This is a genomic window from Rickettsiales bacterium (assembly GCA_035765535.1).
Lineage (GTDB): Bacteria > Pseudomonadota > Alphaproteobacteria > Rickettsiales > JABCZZ01 > JABCZZ01.
This window is the reverse complement of record DASTXE010000006.1, coordinates 516307-536457: the sequence shown is the minus strand read 5'-3', so window position 1 is coordinate 536457 and position 20151 is coordinate 516307. Positions and strand designations below refer to the sequence as shown.

The window sequence follows — 20151 nt, the reverse complement described above, 5'->3', positions numbered from 1 at the left end:
ATTGCATGTCTTTATAATAAAAAAATTATAAGGGGACTATATGGTTCACGAGTGAACAGGTGAAACGTTCGTATATGGTTTTTGTAAAACCAATAGCTGTAATATGAAGATTTCTTATAAGCTGTGCGCAGTTCAGTTCAGCGGGGATACTAGATGAAGTTAGTTAATAATTTCCCCTTTATTGCTTGCCAGCTTCTCACGCCATTTCTGAGTTTCCTCAGGTGTTAGTCTTTTCCATTCTTTTAATTCACCTATAATTTTTAACGGGGCTTCAGAGCGGTATGAACGCGTTGGGTTGCCGGGGAATTTTTTATCCGTAACATTGGGATCATTCTCAAACGGCCCTGTTGGTTCGACAATGTAAACACGCTCTGTTCTATCACCTTTTGCCAGTGCAGCCGCCAGACCCGCCCCATTTGCAAGTGCTGTGAAATAGATGTGATTCATGGTGAGGTTTTGCTTGTAATTGGAGCTTCCACCTGCCGTCAGAAAATCTCCAACCTGTAAATCGGCTTTTGTCCCATGATAGAAGGGACCTTTGTCGGAAGGGTTGTACTTGTAGGAAGTAGCTATTTCATAATGCTGTCTTGCTTTTTCCGGGTTGCCCAGATCCTCGTAGCATTTCGCAATGTTTGAATAGAGAGCAGGGAACGCGCTTCTGACGGTGTCGTCATCTATTTTCAATGCAATCTGCAGAGTAATCTTGAGCCATTCCAGTTTGTCAGAAACGTTCTTCTGATGGCGAGCCAGAAAGTAGGCTGAGATAAATTTTTCAGAATCGAATGTTGCTTCGGTCCAGGCCTTGCGAAATTGTTCATATGCTTCTTCCGTTCGGCCCTTTTCTTCCAGAGTCATGGCATCAAGGCAGGTTTTGACAACCTTATTATTGGGATCAAATTCCATTGTTATTTTCTTCGTACTTTGTCCCGGGGTTTTGTTGTACATGTAGCTATGTCTGTAAGGCTTGGGGGTATTTAGGGCCAAGGGTTTAAAATATACCTCCATTTATACCCCCAAGATAGGGCTGGCTTATAGAGGTATAATATAGTGCAGAATTGGCGCGGGTAGGATCAACATTATTTAAATAATATTCTGTTATATAATTATATTATTTAATGTGGGTTTTCTGCGTACCCCCAAAAATACCCCCAGAATAATTTTATTAGTACCTGAGGTCGCAGGTCCACCTGCTCCTACAACTACTCGCACTTTAGTGTATTTCCCAAAGTCAATATAATCAAGCCTTGCATGGTATGTAACGAATGACGGTGGCAAGAATATCAGCACCTTGTAATTTTGCCTTATATGAATATATTTACCGCATTCTCCGATTGGAACAAGCGTCTGCTCATAGAATCCTGTTGCATGCTTGTAGCAATCACAACAGAAAGCCTAAACCTGTTGCTCAAAAGTTTATGGTGAGATGTATTAAGGCTTTTTGTAGAGCAGCTTCAGTTTCTCGGCTTAAATGTACTTTACCCGGCTACCAGTATGACAAACACAACTTTGCCGCGCTTATTTAATCACATCATTACTATAATCCCTGTAGAGGATGGAGACCCTCATCAAGCCAGCTTTCTTCAAGGTTTTGCGCCCAGCTTATTAAATCATTCTTGGCTTGTTCGAATAGCGAATACATTGCCCAGTACAATAGATGAACTTGCTCCGGATATGGAGGAAATTAGACTTCCTAGGCGTATGGCTGGCCAAGCACCTGTAAGCTGGTATGCACAATCGCCTAAAGCTCTCGCAAGCATGATGACCCCGGTTTTTACACCTTTTGTTCTATTCATGTTGGGGCAAGAACATAAAATCGAAAAGTATCAAAGCTGGATTAATGCGCATCCGTTTCCTCTGACAGTATTAGCTGAGACAGGAGGTACGATTGCATACAAGGACTTTAACCTAGAGAAGCTAAGAAATTCATTTTTAAAAATATGCGATGCTTTAGAAGGTAAGGTTCATGCAGAAGATTTAGTAAATGCTCGGCTGCATTTAGCTAGTTGGATTGAGCCACAACCTCGTCAACTAAGTTACCAAGTTGGTGGACATAACGCTAATTATCCGAACATGCTGACACTGAATTTGTTAGGCTATAAAGACATTGCTTATGGGCCTTTTAGAAACATAAATAATGGGATTGTGCCTTACGTAGAAGAAATTACTAAAACGACTCAGTCTATTCTTCAGGAGCGTGATCGAATAGGTGAGCGTGAAGTAAATCGCTATTTTAGAAGACCTCCGGGACTGAACTTGTTCGCCCCTGCAATCTATCCGCATTTCAAGGAATTGCCTATTGGAGATGCTCCATTCTCAATAAATGAGCGCAAAAAATTTTTAGCTGCACGTGCTGCATTGGAGCAGCAAGAGGGCTATGCATTTGAAGCAAAAACTATGGCCAAGGCTGAAGCATTATTTGGCGGTCCGCTTAACAAGGAACCCAAACCGCATTTTTTGATGCAAGAACGTGCGCGAGAGCTTAAATTTGCCGCGGAATGTATGGCTACTCTTTCAGTTTCAGAAATTTCTGCCGTTTTACGCCTTCCAAATGCAGTAAATAGAACGTCAGGGCAAGTCCGTCAATTTGCTCAACAATACCGTGCAAGGCAAACAACAGAGCGTAAGCGTATCGAGAAATTTAAAGAGCTGCAAAATAAAATTACGGCGTCAATTCCTTCGCAATTTTTTCAATTCATTGAATCTGCAGAAGACGGTATAAGAATAATTTCAGATGCCCATTTAGAGTGGATAAATATTAAAGGACTTCCACTATGTATACAAAAAGACGTTACTAGGATACCTGTAACTCCCGGAAATTTGTATATAGATCAAATTTCGCCAAAACCATACATTCATCTTAGGCAGAGGGACTTTAGTGAAATTCTGATTCTAAGTGCTCTTCAAGAAACAGATCCAATTAGCCGGTGGTTTGCGATAGCAATTGAAACTTTTGCTCCGCGATTGGCTGGCAAAGTAACTTTAAAAACTGAGCGCATTCGAAATGAAGAAGATTTAATTAAGGCTCTTAACTCTTTTGAAGGAGCTATGGTTATATTTGATGGTCACGGTGGTCACGAAAGTAATCGCCCTGCAAAGCTACAATTACTCGAAGAAGAAATCGATATATGGCAACTGCGATCAAAAGTTGTCCGTGTTCCTCCTATTGTTGTTCTCAGTGCTTGCGATACTCACGCGGCGGATAGAAATCATGCTTCAACCGCCAATGGATTCTTGGCTTGCGGTGCTCGCGCTGTTCTGGGGGCTGTATTCCCTATCGATGCTAGAGACGCGGCAGTCTTTGTAGCTAGACTATTGTATCGAATTACAGACTTCATTCCTCGCGCGCATAAGGCATTTAGTCGTTCGCTGACTTGGATGGAAATTATGTCCGGCATGATTCGCATGCAGTTGGTCACCGACTTTCTTACGCGACTAGAAGATAAAAATATTATCAATGAAGTCTTGTATAAAGAAATTCATCTGGATGGTAATATAGCTATTAATGCTGGTGAAGATTGGCCTTTCGAAGTATTAATTTCGAAAATTGTTGAGCGTAGCATTGATGAAAATTTAGCTCGCAAAGAACTATACGCAGCAACAGTAAATTCAACTTCTCTTAGCTACTTGCAGGTTGGTCGTCCAGAGACGATCATTATTCATAAGGATAATCACCAAGAATGAGCAATGTTCTATAAACTTGCAGCACTGGCGAATATAGTAGCTAATAAGGATTATTTTCTTATTATTCCTATTCTTTTTCTATATCAGCTATCATCCAAATGCGCTTTAATGGCAGTTCAGCCTTAATTTCATCTTCAAGTTTATCATAGTGCTGTTGGATTTGCTGAATTAAATCATTTTGATCCCATAAACGTACAATAAAAAATTGCCGTGCGCGCTCTTTTTCCAGGCTTTGTTTAAATCCGCCCCATGCCACTAATAGTCCATGTGTTGCATTTACTTTTTGCATGGCACCAATAAGTTGATCCAGTGTAGGAGAATCTACAGGAGCATCACCAGACTTTACCTGTACGCAAATTCTCTGTTCGCCAAAGCCTAGATTGCCAGAGCATGCTAGAATATCTTTACCACCATCCGCGCCTTTGGGGCTATGATATGTAATATAGCCTTGAGCTTTTAGAATGGCTTCCACGAGTCTTTCAAGTCCATATCCTTTAAATTTGCGGATAATAAAGTTAGCTAGCTGATCTTGCGCTAACTCCTCGATATTGATTTGAGCCTGATTTTCATCAGGAATGGCATCAATCTTTGCAGCTTCTTTCCCTTTGCCAAGAATAGCTTTCACTCGTGATTCGGCATTATTACGCTTAATCTCACAAAATGTCAGAAAAGCGCCAAAGGAATATAGTAAATCCTGATCGAATTTATTACGAGGAATACCTTTATTGAGCCATTTTACTTTGCGATAATGCCTATATGGCATAGAGGCTTTAGCATCATATTGATATCCGCTCTCAATAACACCGATAGCAATAGCTGGCTGGTGCTTAAGAGGCATCACGAAAAGATCACCTATCTGCATATATACAGAAAAAGCGCTGATTTGTCCGGTCCAATTAGTGATCTGGCCTTTTGGACTCTCGGTATAGGTTCGGGAAACGATCTCTCGTACATCTTCATAGGATTTAGCATTTGCTAAGCTTGCTTCTAATTCTTCCCATGTAAGATAAATACGATTTTCCTCTAAGAATTTCTGTTCAAATTCACCATGTTTTCCAGCCCGTGCCAACCATAATGCCATAATATTACCTATTTACACCCATGCCTCTGATAACGTCTCCGCCTGCTGCAAAACCAAATCTATAGCTCTTTGTTCAAGATCAGGCGGATATTTGTATTTCCGCAAAATTCGCTTCACCAACAACCTTAGCTTTGCTCGCACAGTTTCGCGCACTGACCAATCGACTGATACATTCTTACGAAGCTGATCGGTCAGTTCCACAGCAATTTGCCGGAGAATGTCATCCCCTAATTCTTTAACGGATGCTTGGTTGGTTTCTAATGCATCGTAAAATGCTATTTCATCTGCACTTAGTCCTAAATCTTGCCCACGTTCCGCTGCTGCTCTAAATTCCTGAGCCATTGCGATCAACTCTTCTATTACCTGCGCAGTTTCAATGGCGCGGTTGCGGTATTTATTAAGAGCTTGCTGCAAAAGGTCGGTGAATTTCTTATTTTGCACCACGTTGTTTTTGAAGCGTGCCTTAATATCGTTTTTCAGCAGCCTCTCCAGAAGTTCAACCGCCAAATTCTTATGCGGAAGCAGGCGTACATCATTTAAGAATTCATCCGACAAAAGCCCTATATTGGGATTCTTGAGTCCTGCTGCAGCGAAAATGTCCACGACGCCATCAGCAGCAATAGCTTTGCTGACGATCTGTCGCAATGCATGTTCTCGTTTCTCATCATCAAGCTTGCTAGAAGCCGTGCTGTGCTTAGTAATAACCGCTTTGATCGCCTGTAGGAAAGCAACCTCCTCACGGTATGGAAGCGCATCTTCATACGTGCTGCACAGTGCGAAAGCCTGGCTCATTGCTGTAATGCAATCGGCAAAGCGTTTTTTGCCATCCTTCTGTTCCAGAACATGGTTAGCTGCACCGGGCAGAAGTTCGAAAGCTTCGGACTCAAAATCCGCGTAATCGAACCCATGCATCATACCACGTGCAACGCTGAGTTTTTCCATAAACAGATCAAACGCTTGCTCAATAAACTCGGTAGGTTTGCCCTTGCCGCCGCTGGCGGTGTATTCCTTCAAGGCTTCCCGCAATTCATTGGCAATGCCGATATAGTCCACCACCAACCCGCCGGGTTTGTCTTTAAATACGCGATTCACACGGGCAATAGCCTGCATCAGATTATGGCCACGCATAGGCTTGTCGATATACATCGTATGCAAGCATGGCACATCGAATCCTGTCAGCCACATATCGCGCACGATGACGATTTTGAATGGATCATCAACACTCTTAAACCGTTTTTCTAGGTCTTTTTTAATCTGCTTGGAATATATATGAGGACGCAGGATAGGCTTATCACTGGATGAACCCGTCATGATGATTTTAATGACGCCTTTTTTCGGATCGTCGTCATGCCATTCCGGGCGAAGGTCAACAATGGCGTTGTAAAGATGTACGCATATATCCCGGCTCATGCCGACAATCATTGCCTTACCGTCTATCGTCCTAAGCCGCTCTTCAAAATGCTGCACCAGATCAGCGGCCACCTGTTTAATACGCGGTTCGGCCCCCACCAGCTTTTCTAGCGCAGCCCAACGGGACTTTATCTTAGCGGCAGCGCTTTCTTCCTCATCTTCGGTCAGTTCTTCCACTTCACCGTCTATGTGGGGTTTCTGGTCTTCCTTCAGTTCCAGCTTTGCCAGACGGCCTTCATAGTAGATTTTGACGGTGGCCTGATCTTTTTCCGCCTGTTCCATATCGTACACATGGATATCCGGCCCGAAGACGGCCCGCGTGTCTTTGTCGGCCTGGGAAACAGGCGTGCCGGTGAAGGCAATAAAGGTAGCATTGGGTAGGCCGTCGCGCATATGCTTGGCATAGCCATATTCATATTCGCCTTTCTTATTGATGCGAGCGTCCAGCCCATATTGGGTGCGGTGCGCTTCATCGCAGATCACCACGATATTATGCCGCTCGGACAATACGGGGAAACTGTCTTCATCTTCGCCGGGAGTGAATTTCTGGATAGTAGTAAAGATAATCCCGCCGGAAGGCCGGTTATCCAGCAGCGTTCGTAAAGCGCTACGACTTTCCGCCTGCTTTGGCGTTTCACGCAGCAGGTCTTTTGCTGTGCTGAACGTGCCGAATAGCTGGCCGTCCAGATCGTTACGGTCGGTCACAACAACAATCGTCGGGTTCTTCATGTCCGGGTGCGTCATGACCTTGCCCGCATAGCAGGCCATCGAGATGCTCTTGCCCGATCCCTGCGTATGCCAGACAACCCCGGCCTTATGGTCGCCGCCTTCGGCAGACGCCGCTAGCGTCCGCGCCATTGCCAGCCGGATCGCGTGGAACTGGTGGTATCCGGCAATTTTCTTGATGATCTCTGCCTTGTCTTCTTCAAACAGGATGTAATTTTTCAGGTAATCAAGCATGAACTCTTTATGGAAAACGCCCTTGATAAGCGTCTCCAGTTCATGCATCTGCCCCAGCGGGTCATTGGTTTTGCCGTCAATCGTGCGCCAGGCGGAAAAACGCTCCTTATCGGCGGTCAGCGATCCCATACGTGCCGTTACGCCATCAGAGATAACGAGTATTTCATTGGTGTTGAACAGATCGGGAATCTGTTCTTTATAAGTCTGGAGTTGGTCGAAAGCTTTCCATATATCCGCGTCTTCGTCGGCAGGGTTTTTCAGTTCCAGCACGGCGACCGGCAGGCCGTTCAAGAAAACCACAATATCTGGGCGGCGCGTATGGTGCGGCCCCTGAATGGAAAACTGGTTGACCGCCAGCCAGTCGTTGTTTGCAGGATTATTGAAATCCGCCAGATATACCAGATCGCCCACCGTTTCGCTGTCACGCTGGTACTGTACGCTTACGCCGTCACGTAGCCAGCGGTGGAATTGCCGGTTGATCTGAATTGTGGTTGGCAAGTTCGGAGCCATGATCTGGCCTATGGCATCATCAATTGCTACAACGGGAATTGTAGGATTAATGACCTGCAACTGATTCCTGAGTCGCTCCAGCAAGATCACCTGCCGGTAATTGTCACGCTCCGGGGTTTCACCATCTGGCGGCGGTGCAATGTCAGGACCATAAATCTTTTTATAGCCTAGCACCTGGAACCAGTCCAAGGCCACTTGTTCTAATTTATCTTCAGTTATCGCCATAATACTACTAAGAACAACCAAGAATTATTGAATATACAATATTTTTCTTGACTTTTCCCATTTATTTGTTCTCTTCTGTTTTAAAATTATTGACTTTTTGTTCTGAGTTTGAGAATATAGGTCTAGCTCACCCACCATCCTGTAACATGGTGTTAGTGTGGAAGGAGTATCTGGGGGCGTCCTTATGGGCGCCCCTTGTCATTTCTGGGATCAACAGACTCCTCATATTCTTGTATAAGCTTTTTATGTTTATGCTCCCTTTGTACACAGTACGTCGTAATTAGTTGATAACAATCCTCTTTATTCCGTAGAACAATAACATATCGTTCTTTCTGCAAGTACAAAACTGTATGTGTTTGTTCTCCTCGCTTGCTGGTACGCTGATTCTCCCAACATAAAGCTTCCTGACTGTTGGCAATATTATTAAGAATATGCGCTATCCATGTAATACGCTCGCATCTGCGCATATCGGGAATTCTATCCTCTTCTTTACCAGAGGCTGCCCGTTCGGAAATGACATGCCAGAAACTGAAATGCTTGTTATCATGTGAGGGATTCCATGCACAACGAATTGGTTTGTCAAGAAACGTTAATCCACCTTTTACTACAGTCTCTAAAAATATTGCATAAGCCGTTTCTAGATAGCACTGCCAATCGCCACCATATTCTTCCAGTAAGATAAGAGGTGGTAACGTCATTGTATGCCTGCATCCCAAACAAACAGATTAAATTTGGTATAACTGTAAGCCGTGCTTTTTGAGAGGCTTTGTTGTGGCAAATACTTGCATATGCGTTCGACAATTTCAGCTTTTGCACCCGTTTTATGAGGATGGCGGCTTGCGTAAGCAACAGCTCCAATCAGAAGATCAGCCAATTGAAGAAGCTCGACTTCATGCGATCTTACTTGCTGGACACGGGCGATACACTCGCGAGAGTAATCGTATATACGATTTGCTAAATAATCCTGTAGTGTTTTTACCCGTTGGGTACTTTTCGTATCCTTTATATCAATATAAACATGATATTTTTTTGGTGGCCGAATAAGCCATTGCAACATGACATAATACATTTTGTAGTACCAATCATCATGTGTTTGGTAATACTGCGCATGATCAAGTTTGGTTTTATCCGGGATAAGAACACAACGAAATCGCGCTGGTGATTCATGAAAAAAATAATCCACCAAAGCCAGGTAATAGTCTTTCTTTGAAGGGGATATTTTTGTCCATTTTGTTTCAAACAACCGCGGCAGGTTATATTTCTTTTTAATCGCCCGCACTTTATCTGCAATTATCCTTACTTCTTCTGCATTGCAATACAGCGCACCGAGTACCATTGCCTTGCCGTCATCCTTCTGGAGGTGGCACGATTCATCGCAATAGACATTGATTACACTGGTCATGCCACGCTCTCTATATCGTTCTGAGTTTCAATGCGCAATTTGCCGGAGATAAGTCGGGGAAGCAGGAGGTCGCGGATTGCCATTAGATTTCTGGTTGCCTGTAAGTTGGATAGGATGCGCTTGAATAGAGACGCTACCTGTTGTTCGAAAATATTAATACTATCTAACGACGGCTTTATAGCAAGCACACTGCCAAATGTTTCCCGAGTGATTGTATCAAAGACAGAGCCATGTGCTCGTATTTTGAGTTCTGATAATATAGATTTTGTTGCAAAATATGTAAAAGCATCGCCAATTCCATCTAATCCTCTAATTCCGTAACATGACTGATTCATTGCCATAGGGACACCAACAAGTGCAATACGTCCGACTGTTCCGCGCGCAGAAATAATAGTTGTACCTATAGGTAAAAGACGAGCAGATGAATTTTTTAGTCCAGTCTCTGTAATATTTTTTTCTGTTGCAATAACAAAAACATCACCCTCAACAGGCGCATCAACCACAGAAAACCAAGGAACAGTACCATTCCAATACTCTGCTATAGTTGTTTTGGGGGTTCCACCACCGATTAACTGTATAAGACTAGCAAAAGGAGCTGTGCTCCATCCCTCGGGAATCATTCCTAATTCAGATTCAACAAAGCGGGATGGAAACAGGGTGGCGGTGGCGTCGTCCATGCCGTTAGGCTTGCGGCCTTCGGCCCTGGCTTTTACGGGGTCAAAATCTATGAACCATGATTTGAATAACGTCCGCGCTATTGCTTCCAGCGTTTTGTTCATTTGCTGGTTGAGTTCAATTTTATTATCTAGGCAGCTTAGAATATTAATGATTTCTCTTTGCTCAGATATGTCAGGAATAGCGAGTGGAAAATTAGGAAATTCCGTTAATGCCAGGCGTTCAACAGTACTGCCATGAATTTTTTTTGATCGTAAAAACTCTTGGTATTGAGGTGATAAATAAGAATAGAGAAAAAATCTTGGATCAAGCTGATTAGAATCGACTCTCACTAGCCCCATACGACGCCCTAAACAGCATTTCAACCCTTCAGGAATTATTGCTGCTTCACCGATCCTAGTTTCATAGGAGAATACAATATCATTAGCTTGCGGCGTGACTCGGCGTGTCCATAAAAGATAATCCTCTTCTGTAACATGCCGAGTGTTGGCAAGATTGAGTCGACCATTATCTAGAGAGTTAATCCCAAGAAAGACCGGACCTTCAGAAACAGTCTTGGGGGTAGCATGTGGCCCATCGAATACCTGAGCCACATTCTTAATAAAAACCTTTCGCCAAGCTTGCTTAGAAACCATACCCGACCTTCTCAAGCTGTCTGCGGATTTCATTATCCAGCGTTGCGCCTTCTTCCATTAGGGTTTTAAGGTGACTGGTCAAGCGGGTCATTTTTTCGGCGAAGGCTTCGTCATCTTCCTCTATCGCCTCCGCGCCGACATAGCGGCCCGGCGTCAGCACATAATCATTGGCGGCCACTTCCGCTTTCTTCGCGGCATAGACAAACCCCGGCACGTTTTCGTATTTTGCCGTGGTTTCGCCGTCCGTGCGCCAGGCATGATAGGCGGTGGCGATTTTTGCGATATCCGCCTCATCCAGCACGCGGTTCACGCGGGTTTCCATTCGTCCCAGCTTGCGGGCGTCAATGAACAAGATTTCACCGCGCCGGTCGCGCCCGTTGGCCTTTTTATCCTTCGTCAGAAACCACAGGCAGGCCGGAATCTGGGTATTGAAGAAAAGCTGTGGCGGCAGCGCGATCATGCAATCTACCACGTCCTTTTCGATCATTTCCTTGCGGATCGCGCCTTCATTATTCTGGCTTGATGACATGGACCCGTTGGCCAGCACCACCCCTGCAAGACCCGAAGGCTTCAAATGATACAGGATATGGGAGAGCCACGCATAGTTGGCATTTCCGGCAGGCGGCGTGCCGTAAGCCCAGCGAACATCCTCAGCGAGTTTCTCATTCCACCAGTCGGAAATATTGAACGGCGGGTTAGCCATAATATAGTCCGCCCGTAAATCCGGATGCTGGTTGCGGGTGAAGCTGTCGGCAGGTTCCTTGCCCAGATTGAAGTCCATTCCCCGAATCGCTAGATTCATCGCCACCAGCCGCCAAGTGGTGGGGTTGGCTTCTTGTCCATAAATACTGATATCGCCGAATTTACCGCCGTGCGATTCAAGGAATTTCTCGGACTGGACGAACATCCCGCCAGAACCGCAGCACGGGTCATAGACCTTGCCCTTATGCGGTGCGATGATCTCCACAATGATTTTCACGACCGAAGCGGGCGTATAGAACTGTCCGCCCTTCTTGCCTTCGGCATTAGCAAACTGGCCTAGGAAATATTCATATACTTCTCCCAACACATCCTTTGCTTTTTCTTTGCCTTCAAATCCGATTTTGGAAATCTCGTCAACCAACTCCCCCAACTTCCCCGGCTCTAACTCGGTGCGGGCAAAGCGCTTATCCAGGATATTCTTTAAGCGCGGGTTTTCTGCTTCAATCGCAAGCAGAGCTTCATCAATCAATTTTCCCAAATTGGGTTGCTTGGCATTGTTACGAATACTGTCCCAACGTGCATTTTCGGGAACCCAAAATACGTTTGCTTCTGTATAATAATCCCGGTCTTCCAACTCTCGCGCCAGATTGCCCTGATTGGAAAGATAATATTCATCATTCGGATTGGTGAATTTACGCTGCAATTCGTTACGGTGCTCAGAAAAAGTATCTGAGACATATTTCAGGAAGATAAGTCCAAGCACGATATGTTTATATTCAGCAGCATCCATATTGGAACGGAGTTTATCTGCTACCGCCCATAATCTTTTCTTTGTTTCCTGGCTAACCATCTCTTATTCAGTCCTATTTCTTGTGCGTAAAGTATTCATAAATTGTTTCTGCGAATAAAGATACTAAAATTAAGCGTTAAGGTTGTAAATTGCTGTTTATTCAGTCGTTTCTGCTTTACGACGTTAATTTATACTCCTTTCTTGACACTCTACCCAAGGTAATCCATTATTTACCCATGAACGCAATGTAAGCGTTCTGGGGCGTAGTAACCTCTTCCATAGGCGGTTTGTGTGACCGTTATTCTCACTCCTCGGCTTTCGGTCGGGGAGGCATATGCGTATGTTCAGGCGCAAGCTAAAGGCATGTGCGACTTTTCCTATGGAAGGTTTACTAACTCCCCGGCCATCAGTTCCAAACGGTTCTGGTGGTATTTTTCTATGGCTGGGGAGATCGTAGCGTATGTTCAGAGGGTTTACCCTTAAAGGCTGCGGTAGAATTAGAAATAAGTATCGGCTCCCCGGCCACCATTTTTATAGGGGAGCATATGGAACAAGAAGAAGATACCAAGACGGATGTGATTTTAGTCTACTTTTTTGTAGGGGTGTGGAATCTGGTGATGGGGATTGGAATCGGCTGGGTTATTTGGGGGTAGTTTTTTCTTATTCTTAGTCACTATTCTTCTGCGAGTGCAGTGTCTATCTGGGGATTATTTGGAAGGGGTCTTTTTGTCTTCCCATAATTGCCTGAGTTCTCTTCCTAAGCCATCTAGATCAGGAAAGATAACGGATTCGGTCACCCCAGCATCACGCAGTTGACGTCTTATCTTAGGCCTTGCTTTTTTATCGATAATAATTGGCTTAATGTAGGAATTGGGTTTTTGAGATTTATCTGCCAGCCAATTTGGATTTTTTCCAAAAACTATAAATTGACTGCGTTGTGCAGCAACGCGACGGGTAATATGATCAAAGATTAGGACACAAGGAGCTTTAGGAAGATAGCGTCGTTCATCACTGCCATCCTCTTCAGGTAAGTAAAAAACAGCATAATCATCTGCAGCAGTAGTTACTTCAGGGTGCTTCTTTACATATTTCTTGCATCGCTCTTCAGCCTTCCTTACCTCTGCTGTTTTATCTATTTCTCCAAATAACTTGTCTGATGCAAGTACATATACAACGGCATCTTTATCATCATCATTTCGATTACGTACCGCGAAGTGCAAAGCCATTAATGCACCATCTGACCAATCTAACAAACGAGTTGGAGCAGAATGATGCTGCATCAAGAAATATGCATTCCAGTCCCAATCATCTGTCAAGTTGCCTTCAGTTAGCAATTGAAGCGAGCATCGCTGAAACTCTTTGTATAAGTCATTCTCTATATTGAGAAGCTCATTAATCTTTTTCAATGGTAGGTTCTTACCTTGGTTATCCCGTTGTGGACGATACAACTCTGGGCGTAGAAAAGTATCAGGATATTCTTGACTCTCTCCACGGAACCAGAGTTCATCCTCATTTACTGGAGCCCATTCTTTTCTCAGAAAGTCCACATGATCGAGTAATTCGCCAATAGAAGATATTTTTGTTTTCTTCAAGGTATCCCTATGCTTGCTCAGATGGTGTTTTAAGTGTAGTGTTTGAATTAGCACGCTATAGGTAAACAAAAAGCATATCAACCAGTAATTGTATCGATTCTATTTTCCTAGCCTTTTTGCCACAGCCTCTGCAATTGCATTAGCATCAATGAGCCTCTCAACTTGTCCGGCGTTGTTTCCAATCCGTTCAATTGCCGCAAACTGCTGTTCAGGGGTGAAACCACCATATGTTATAAAAGTCGTGCCTGGGTTTTCATGTCCCATGTTACGTGCCCAGGCCATTTGCTCTTCTGTGGTAGTGCAGACTTCCCGGCCAATGGCGGAAAGCGTGTCCCGGAAACGGTGTGGTGAGTAATAGGGTAGGGTGGCTTTAGCAAATGCTTGCTTAAAAATGCCTCGTACAGTGCTGGCGCTTTTCCAGTGTTCATGCGAGAGCGTGCCGCCTTTAAATCCCATTTCTTCATCATGGATCAGTTCTTCCTTGGGGAAGAGCGGGTCATTATCGGTAAATAGTTTTACCTCCCGTATGTATGAAACCCAGTCAGTAATGATCTGGTGGATATCCTCTCCCACAGGATAAAAGCGGGTATAGATGTGTTTGCCGAACTTGGTGTCTACTTCCTTAGGATTCTGCACCAGTTGCTTTTTAACTATGTTTAAGTGTTTCAGCTTTAGGGTAATTAACGCACCATCCCGGACACCAGTAGCGAACACAAATGCAATAATGGCTTTATTGCGCTTTTCTATGTCTGTATTGTTTGGCATGGCAGCAAGCACGGCTTTTATCTGTGCAGAGCTGGGGTATTGCTTCAGGGTAACGGGTTGCAGGCTGCGACGGTCTTTATCTTTCAGCTTTAGGTAATTAATATCTGCATATTGTATACGGGATTTATAACTGGGCTGCACGGCTAGCCATTTCAGGAAATCCATTAGCGGAAGCAGGGTATGGGCAATGGTGGAAGCGCTTAAGGGCTTACCGTGTTTGTTTTGGGCTTTCAGGAGATGGGCTTTAAATTCCACGGCGCAGGTGTCGTTAAACAGTTTGAAGCTTGCATGCCCCGTAAATTCCTCATATCGGGTTAAAGCTTTGCGGATGTTTTCCACGGTCTTTTTACTCTTGCCGTTGGCCTCCAATTCATAGGTAAAATACTTCTCTTTAATGCGCTCATTTTCTGCGTTGTAGCGTGTCATGTTTTTATCCCTTCTTAGTTTCAATATTTACGCTGTTATGGGTGGATTGTATTAATACCGGGTATGGCAGCGGATGAATTTCGAGATATTTTGCTAATTCCGGCTGTTTTTGTAGCGAGATCAGCTTATGCAAAGTTCCTCCGCATTCGGGGCATAATGCTCTCAGGTTTCCGGTTTTGGATGTACATGGGATTAGATCAGCAAGTCCTCCCCAAGCCCGTCTTGCTTTCTGGCAGCGGCAACAGAAAAACTCATCTGGTTGCAGGGGGATTTTCTTGCTTTGCTGGCGTGCATTCAGAAAATCGATCAGCTCTTCCCCGTATACCATGTAAGGATAAGCGTCGTCTATCCGTGGCAAGCCTTCTTCGATCCAGCGGTGAATGGTGTTCACATGAACGCCAAGCATGTCCGCTAATGGTTGAAGATAATAAGACGCTTTTGCTTTAATGCGCCGTGTATTGATCCGCTTCATGGGGCACTCCGTTTACTGGTTGCCCCGGCTTGTCTTAATCCGGTTCTCTATCCATGCGTCTATTTCGGATTCCAGCCAGCCGACGCTTCTTAAGCCAAGTTTGACTCGTTTGGGAAACTGGCCTGCTTTTTCATGTGCGTAGATGCTAGAACGTTTCCAGCCAGTACGTTTTATGACTTCCGGTAAACGTAATATACGGCTGGTATTGTATGTTGAGGTATGCATAAGGTTAACTCCGTTTGGTTAAAAACGGTGCTAACCTAGGAAGTTTGCTAATGCTTGTGACCGAATTCGGTTTAGCGGTTCCCGAATTCGGTTATAATTTAGGCAACCTCTGCGTCTTGGGGCAAAAGTTCTCCTGCTTTACCAAGCCAGGTGCGGATTGTGTCGTCTGTTACCGGAATGCCAAGTATCATTAAATCATCTTCAATTTCCGCTATAGCACTGTTTCGTGATGCGCCCGGATTATATCTATATCCTTTTACGGCCATTCCAATAATGAGTTTTAACAATGTATCCCGTTCTCTTGTTTTTAAAGGCTTCTCGTTTTGTAAGGCTTGCTCTTCGAACTTGAGTTGCAATTCTTCAGAAATTTTAAGAGCAGCATCCCGCATATTATTAGCTGCTATTAATAGCGCGTCTTTTTCATTAATTATTCTTTGAGTTTCAGCAATATATTCTTCGTATTCTTGTTGTGTCTTTGTCTGAAGTTGCTGAATATTATCGTGAGCCGTTTTCCAATCACCTATGTTTCCAGCATACAATATGACTTGTGCTTCAAGAGCTTCAGGAAAAGGAATATCATGGCGCTTTGCCCATGCAATATAGAACCTTGGAGCAGTTGGATTACTTAAGTGGCCGCTGTCATAAGCTCTAAAGGTAAGATCACGTACTTTTCTGTATCGTTCTATGAATGGAGGGGGCGGGTCGTATTCGGCTGCACAAAGTTTATCCCAGCTAACAATGTGGGGGTCCCGATCAAAAGATAGGGCTACCGCTTCTTCCAATTTCCAATATGGAGTTTTAGACCAATGATTATAATCTGTCTGAGCATCTGGCCTGTTGAAGAACCGTTGTTTTTCTTCTGCTATATATTGGTCCAGATGTTCCTGATGTTCTCGTTCTTTTTCTTCTTTGTATAATTTTGCGACTTCTTCTAACGGTTTCAGTGCCAATTCTTTATAGTAGGCATCCGCTCGTTCTTTCATCCCTCTTACTTTTTGCTGAGTGGCAGCAGGAAAATATTCATCCTCTTCAAAAATATCTTCGTCATAGGGAAACCCTCGGTATTTCCGACGGACAAGATATAAAACCCAATCAGTTTCCAGAACATTCAGGGACATAGGCAATCAACATAATGCAGATTGCCAACTATGTTCAATAAATATTAATTCTGGTTAAGAAATGATATTTAAAGGAGAGGATTTTTTGCAACAGTCTCTAAATAGTCAGCCCACCATTGCATCATCTTGCGGCGTTCTTGCAAATATTGCGCGTGGTTATAAGCAGCGCGGACTTTATTGCGTTCGCCGTGGGCAAGCTGGCGTTCAATTACATCCGGCTTGAAACCGTTTTCATTCAAGATAGTACTGGCGCAGGCGCGGAAACCGTGTCCGGTCGTGCGGGAATGATAGCCCATGCGGTAGAGAGCGTAGAGCATGGCGTTTTCACTCATAAAGGTAGTCGGTCTGCGTTCGTTCGGAAATAGGTGCTGTCTGTTGCCTGTATGCCGTTGCAGCTCCTTTAATATGGCTATGGCTTGATGTGATAATGGAACAATATGCTGTTCCTTCATTTTCATGCGAAGGGCAGGGATGCGCCACTCGGCTTTCTCCCAGTCGATTTCCGTCCATTCTGCAGCACGTAGCTCGGTTGTGCGGACAAAGGTTAACAAAAGAAGCTTCAATGCCAGTTTGGTTTGCAATGCCCCGTCATAAGTTTCCAGCTTATGCAGGTATTCCGGGAGTTCATCTTCCCTTAAATAAGCATGATGCTGGCGGATAGGGGATTTCAATGCACCGCGCAGATCGGTGAGGGGATTGTATTTAGCCTTTCCGGTGGCAATGGCGTATTTGACCACCTGGCTGCAGGTCTGCATCATGCGTTGTGCCATATCTAAAGCGCCAGCCTTTTCAATCACGCGCAGGGTGGAAAGATATTCCTGGGCATCGATATTACCGATAGGGCGTTTGCCCAATTTGGGGAAGATGTGCGTTTCAAGACGTTTGAGAACATCGTTAGCGTAGTGGTCTTTCCATTCATGCTTGGATTTCTCATGCCATTCACGGGCAATGGTCTCAAACGTGTTTTGGCTCTCTATTAGCCCCAGCCGTTTTACTTCTTTCTTAACTTCACCCGGATCATTGCCAGCGGCTAAGATCTTGCGAGCCTGCATACGGTGTTCTCTGGCATCGGCAAGACTGACTTCCGGATAGGTGCCAAATGACAAAAGCTTTTCCTTGCCCAGATAACGGTATTTCAGCCGCCAGTATTTACTGCCAGAGGGGAGGATATAGAGAAACATCCCTTCACCGTCTGCCATCTTATAGGGTTTATCCTGAGGTTTTGCCGTGCGTATTGCTATATCGGTAAGGGGCATGGGGGTATTTTTTGTTATGGGGTTTCAAGATACCCCCACTTATACCCCCAAATGGTGCCGGATTTTGTGGGTATAAATCGGACATCTCTGGACAGTATTTAGCACAGAGTTGGCTGTTTTTCTAGGTTTTTGTGGATTTCTTTGGACGTTCTGGAACCAGTAACTGGCTCCGCGGGTAGGATTCGAACCTACGACCGATCGGTTAACAGCCGATTGCTCTACCACTGAGCTACCGCGGAACGGGAGGGCGATTTGTGGAAATTGCCCTGCTTGCTTAAAGCAGATGCCTTATATAGCAAACGGATTTTGGATGTACAGCTTATTTTTGCAAGCGCAGGCAAAAAATCCGTTGCTGTTCGTCTGCCGATTATTGTTCGCCTGCGACCGAGCAGCTTTCACCGGCCTGCGTCAGCTTCGCGCAGAGATCATTTGCCGAGCTCTGGTTGGAGAAGGGGCCAGCGCGCAGATGGTAATGCTTCTCTTCGCCGTTGCTAAGCGCCGGGGTGGTGATGATAGCGCTGGAGCCGGAGACCAGATCTTCATTTTTGCTCTTGATGGACTGCCACTTGCTCCATGCTTCTTCCGAGGTCGTATACGCGCCAAGCTGAACCCAGAACGTATTCTGTGCCGGGAAGTCATCCGCTCCGCTATTGAAGATATTCGGAGTAGGGGTGCGGTCTGCGATCTTTGCGCAATGCAGGCTATGTTTGGCGGCCAGCGAGCAGACGGCATTGATATAAGCCGGATTGCTGAATGTGCCGAGTTTCAGTGTTACCTGGCCGGATTCCTCGCCTTTGGAGCGGGTGATGCGCATGCGCACATCGTCGGAAATATCCGGGTAGGTGTTGCGGAAGCTTTCATAGAAATAATGAGCCTGATGTTCGTCCGCGAAATAGGTGATCTGCACCCAGTAGTTCTTATTGTCTTGAGCGCCTGCTTCCGCCAGCTGCTTACGCATAGGTGCGGCGGAGGCAGAGGAGGGGTCGCCTTTGGTCAGCGGTACACGGATCGCTTCGGCTACGCTTACGTTACCCACAACCTCCTTAGCCGGAGCGGCTGCAGGAGCGGATTCAGGCTCGGCTGCTGCGGCTTCAGGCGTTGGCGGAGCGGGCGGGAGTTTCTTTTCTTCAGAGGAAGCGCCAAAGAGGCGGGCAAAGAAGCCCGGCTTGTTTTCGGCGACCTTGACAGTCGGTGTTGCGGCAGCCTCATCCGGAAGCGCGACGGGGGTAGCTACAGCAAGCGGAGTGGCTTCCGCTTCGGCCGGTGCTGCTTTTGCAGCTACCTGCTGTTCACCGCTTTCATCGTCATCCAGATAGCGCGGCGCGCGGTCAGGAACAATTATGCCGGATTTCTTGGTTGTCTTATTGTCGTTATCCGCCACCACTTTACGTCCAGCCTTGGCTGCACGGCGTGCTTTGCGGGGGGCGGGTTTTTCGTTTTCTTCATCCGTATTGGCGCTGGCGAACGGCTCTGCGGCGGGAGTCGGAGCGGATGCCGATGCAACCATCGCTTCGCTCGGCTGGGTGGCGGCGTTCAGCGCGTCGGCATCGCCTTCATCCAGGAAGCGCGGCGCGCGTGCGGGAACGATCAGCCTGTGCGGAGTTGCAGAGGCCGTTTTTTCAGAAGAAGGAGCGGATTCCGCAAGGTCATGTGTCGGCAGGGCTATGATTTCCGGCTGGCGGGTTTTGCCGGATGTGTTTGCAGCGGTGTCTCCCGAGACTTCGTCGCTTGCGAACATCGCCGTCTCAATGACGTAGCACTCGTTTCCTTTATCCAGCAGTTTGCTGCATAATTGATCGGCGGAAGCCTGAGAGTCGATAGGGCCTGCCTGCGTGCGGTAGGTGACTTTGTCGCTCTGACCCATGGCGACTTCGGAAATATGTACTTTCAGCGAGCCGAGAATATCCGGGTTCTTGCTCTTAAGCTCTTCCCATTTCTGCTCGGCTTTTTCTTTCGTATCAGCAGTGCCAAGCTGCAATATATAGGTGCTGTCGGCGTAGGCGGACGAGGTAAGACATGCGATGGCGAAACCTGAAAAGGCAAGCTTTCTTAAGTTTTTATGTGTCGTTTTTGGCGGAAACATTCTTCAAAACCTCGTAGATACCCTAATAACAGGCCAACCTTCATAGCAGTAAAATTCATGCAAAGGCAACGGAAAACTTATTGCGCGAGTCCTGCTAACCTTTTATGCGTATACGAATTTACTCTTTGGCCACGTAAGTTTTC

Annotated in this window: 15 protein-coding genes and 1 tRNA gene; 1 reads left to right on the top strand and 15 read right to left on the bottom strand. The window is 45.5% G+C overall.

Annotated features, from left to right (window positions below):
* Nucleotides 1-159: 159 nt before the first annotated feature.
* Nucleotides 160-945, bottom strand: a complete 786-nt coding sequence (arr, locus tag VFT64_11295; protein HEU5048412.1) for an NAD(+)--rifampin ADP-ribosyltransferase — start codon at nucleotides 943-945, stop codon at nucleotides 160-162.
* 546 nt (nucleotides 946-1491) lie between these two features.
* On the opposite strand from arr, the gene VFT64_11290 reads away from it, so the two are divergent.
* The gene (locus tag VFT64_11290) at nucleotides 1492-3681 is read left to right on the top strand and encodes a CHAT domain-containing protein (GenBank protein ID HEU5048411.1); all 2190 of its coding nucleotides are present in this window, start codon (nucleotides 1492-1494) and stop codon (nucleotides 3679-3681) included.
* Nucleotides 3682-3748: 67 nt separating this feature from the next.
* Here the strand turns inward: VFT64_11290 and VFT64_11285 are convergent, their stop codons facing one another.
* From VFT64_11285 to VFT64_11220, 14 genes are all read right to left on the bottom strand, one after another.
* On the bottom strand, nucleotides 3749-4762 hold the full coding sequence (locus tag VFT64_11285) for a restriction endonuclease (protein HEU5048410.1): 1014 nt from the start codon (nucleotides 4760-4762) through the stop codon (nucleotides 3749-3751).
* A 12-nt stretch (nucleotides 4763-4774) separates the two neighbouring features.
* A complete protein-coding gene (locus VFT64_11280) occupies nucleotides 4775-7867 on the bottom strand; it encodes a type I restriction endonuclease subunit R (GenBank protein HEU5048409.1) in 3093 nt (1030 codons plus the stop codon).
* Nucleotides 7868-8049: 182 nt separating this feature from the next.
* A complete protein-coding gene (locus VFT64_11275; GenBank protein ID HEU5048408.1) occupies nucleotides 8050-8565 on the bottom strand; it encodes a hypothetical protein in 516 nt (171 codons plus the stop codon).
* The gene (locus VFT64_11270) at nucleotides 8562-9269 is read right to left on the bottom strand and encodes a DUF3800 domain-containing protein (GenBank protein ID HEU5048407.1); all 708 of its coding nucleotides are present in this window, start codon (nucleotides 9267-9269) and stop codon (nucleotides 8562-8564) included. The genes VFT64_11275 and VFT64_11270 overlap by 4 nt, the downstream gene beginning before the upstream one ends.
* A complete protein-coding gene (locus VFT64_11265) occupies nucleotides 9266-10579 on the bottom strand; it encodes a restriction endonuclease subunit S (GenBank protein ID HEU5048406.1) in 1314 nt (437 codons plus the stop codon). The genes VFT64_11270 and VFT64_11265 overlap by 4 nt, the downstream gene beginning before the upstream one ends.
* A complete protein-coding gene (locus VFT64_11260) occupies nucleotides 10569-12131 on the bottom strand; it encodes a class I SAM-dependent DNA methyltransferase (protein ID HEU5048405.1) in 1563 nt (520 codons plus the stop codon). Before VFT64_11260 ends, VFT64_11265 begins: the two co-directional genes overlap by 11 nt.
* 647 nt (nucleotides 12132-12778) lie before the next feature.
* Nucleotides 12779-13663 (bottom strand): FRG domain-containing protein, encoded by an 885-nt coding sequence (locus tag VFT64_11255; GenBank protein ID HEU5048404.1) that lies wholly within the window; start codon nucleotides 13661-13663, stop codon nucleotides 12779-12781.
* 99 nt (nucleotides 13664-13762) lie between these two features.
* Nucleotides 13763-14854, bottom strand: a complete 1092-nt coding sequence (locus tag VFT64_11250; GenBank protein HEU5048403.1) for a site-specific integrase — start codon at nucleotides 14852-14854, stop codon at nucleotides 13763-13765.
* Between the two features lie 4 nt (nucleotides 14855-14858).
* Nucleotides 14859-15326, bottom strand: a complete 468-nt coding sequence (locus VFT64_11245) for a hypothetical protein (protein ID HEU5048402.1) — start codon at nucleotides 15324-15326, stop codon at nucleotides 14859-14861.
* A 12-nt stretch (nucleotides 15327-15338) separates the two neighbouring features.
* Complete coding sequence (locus VFT64_11240) at nucleotides 15339-15551, bottom strand: AlpA family transcriptional regulator (GenBank protein ID HEU5048401.1); 213 nt, start codon at nucleotides 15549-15551, stop codon at nucleotides 15339-15341.
* 98 nt (nucleotides 15552-15649) lie between these two features.
* Nucleotides 15650-16669 (bottom strand): hypothetical protein, encoded by a 1020-nt coding sequence (locus tag VFT64_11235; GenBank protein ID HEU5048400.1) that lies wholly within the window; start codon nucleotides 16667-16669, stop codon nucleotides 15650-15652.
* A gap of 68 nt (nucleotides 16670-16737) precedes the next feature.
* Nucleotides 16738-17925: an integrase arm-type DNA-binding domain-containing protein gene (locus VFT64_11230; protein HEU5048399.1), complete on the bottom strand. Its 1188-nt coding sequence runs from the start codon at nucleotides 17923-17925 to the stop codon at nucleotides 16738-16740.
* A gap of 164 nt (nucleotides 17926-18089) precedes the next feature.
* Nucleotides 18090-18164 (bottom strand) — tRNA-Asn (locus tag VFT64_11225).
* 128 nt (nucleotides 18165-18292) lie between these two features.
* Nucleotides 18293-20008, bottom strand: coding sequence for an SPOR domain-containing protein (locus tag VFT64_11220; protein ID HEU5048398.1), 1716 nt, complete (start codon nucleotides 20006-20008; stop codon nucleotides 18293-18295).
* Nucleotides 20009-20151: the final 143 nt, after the last annotated feature.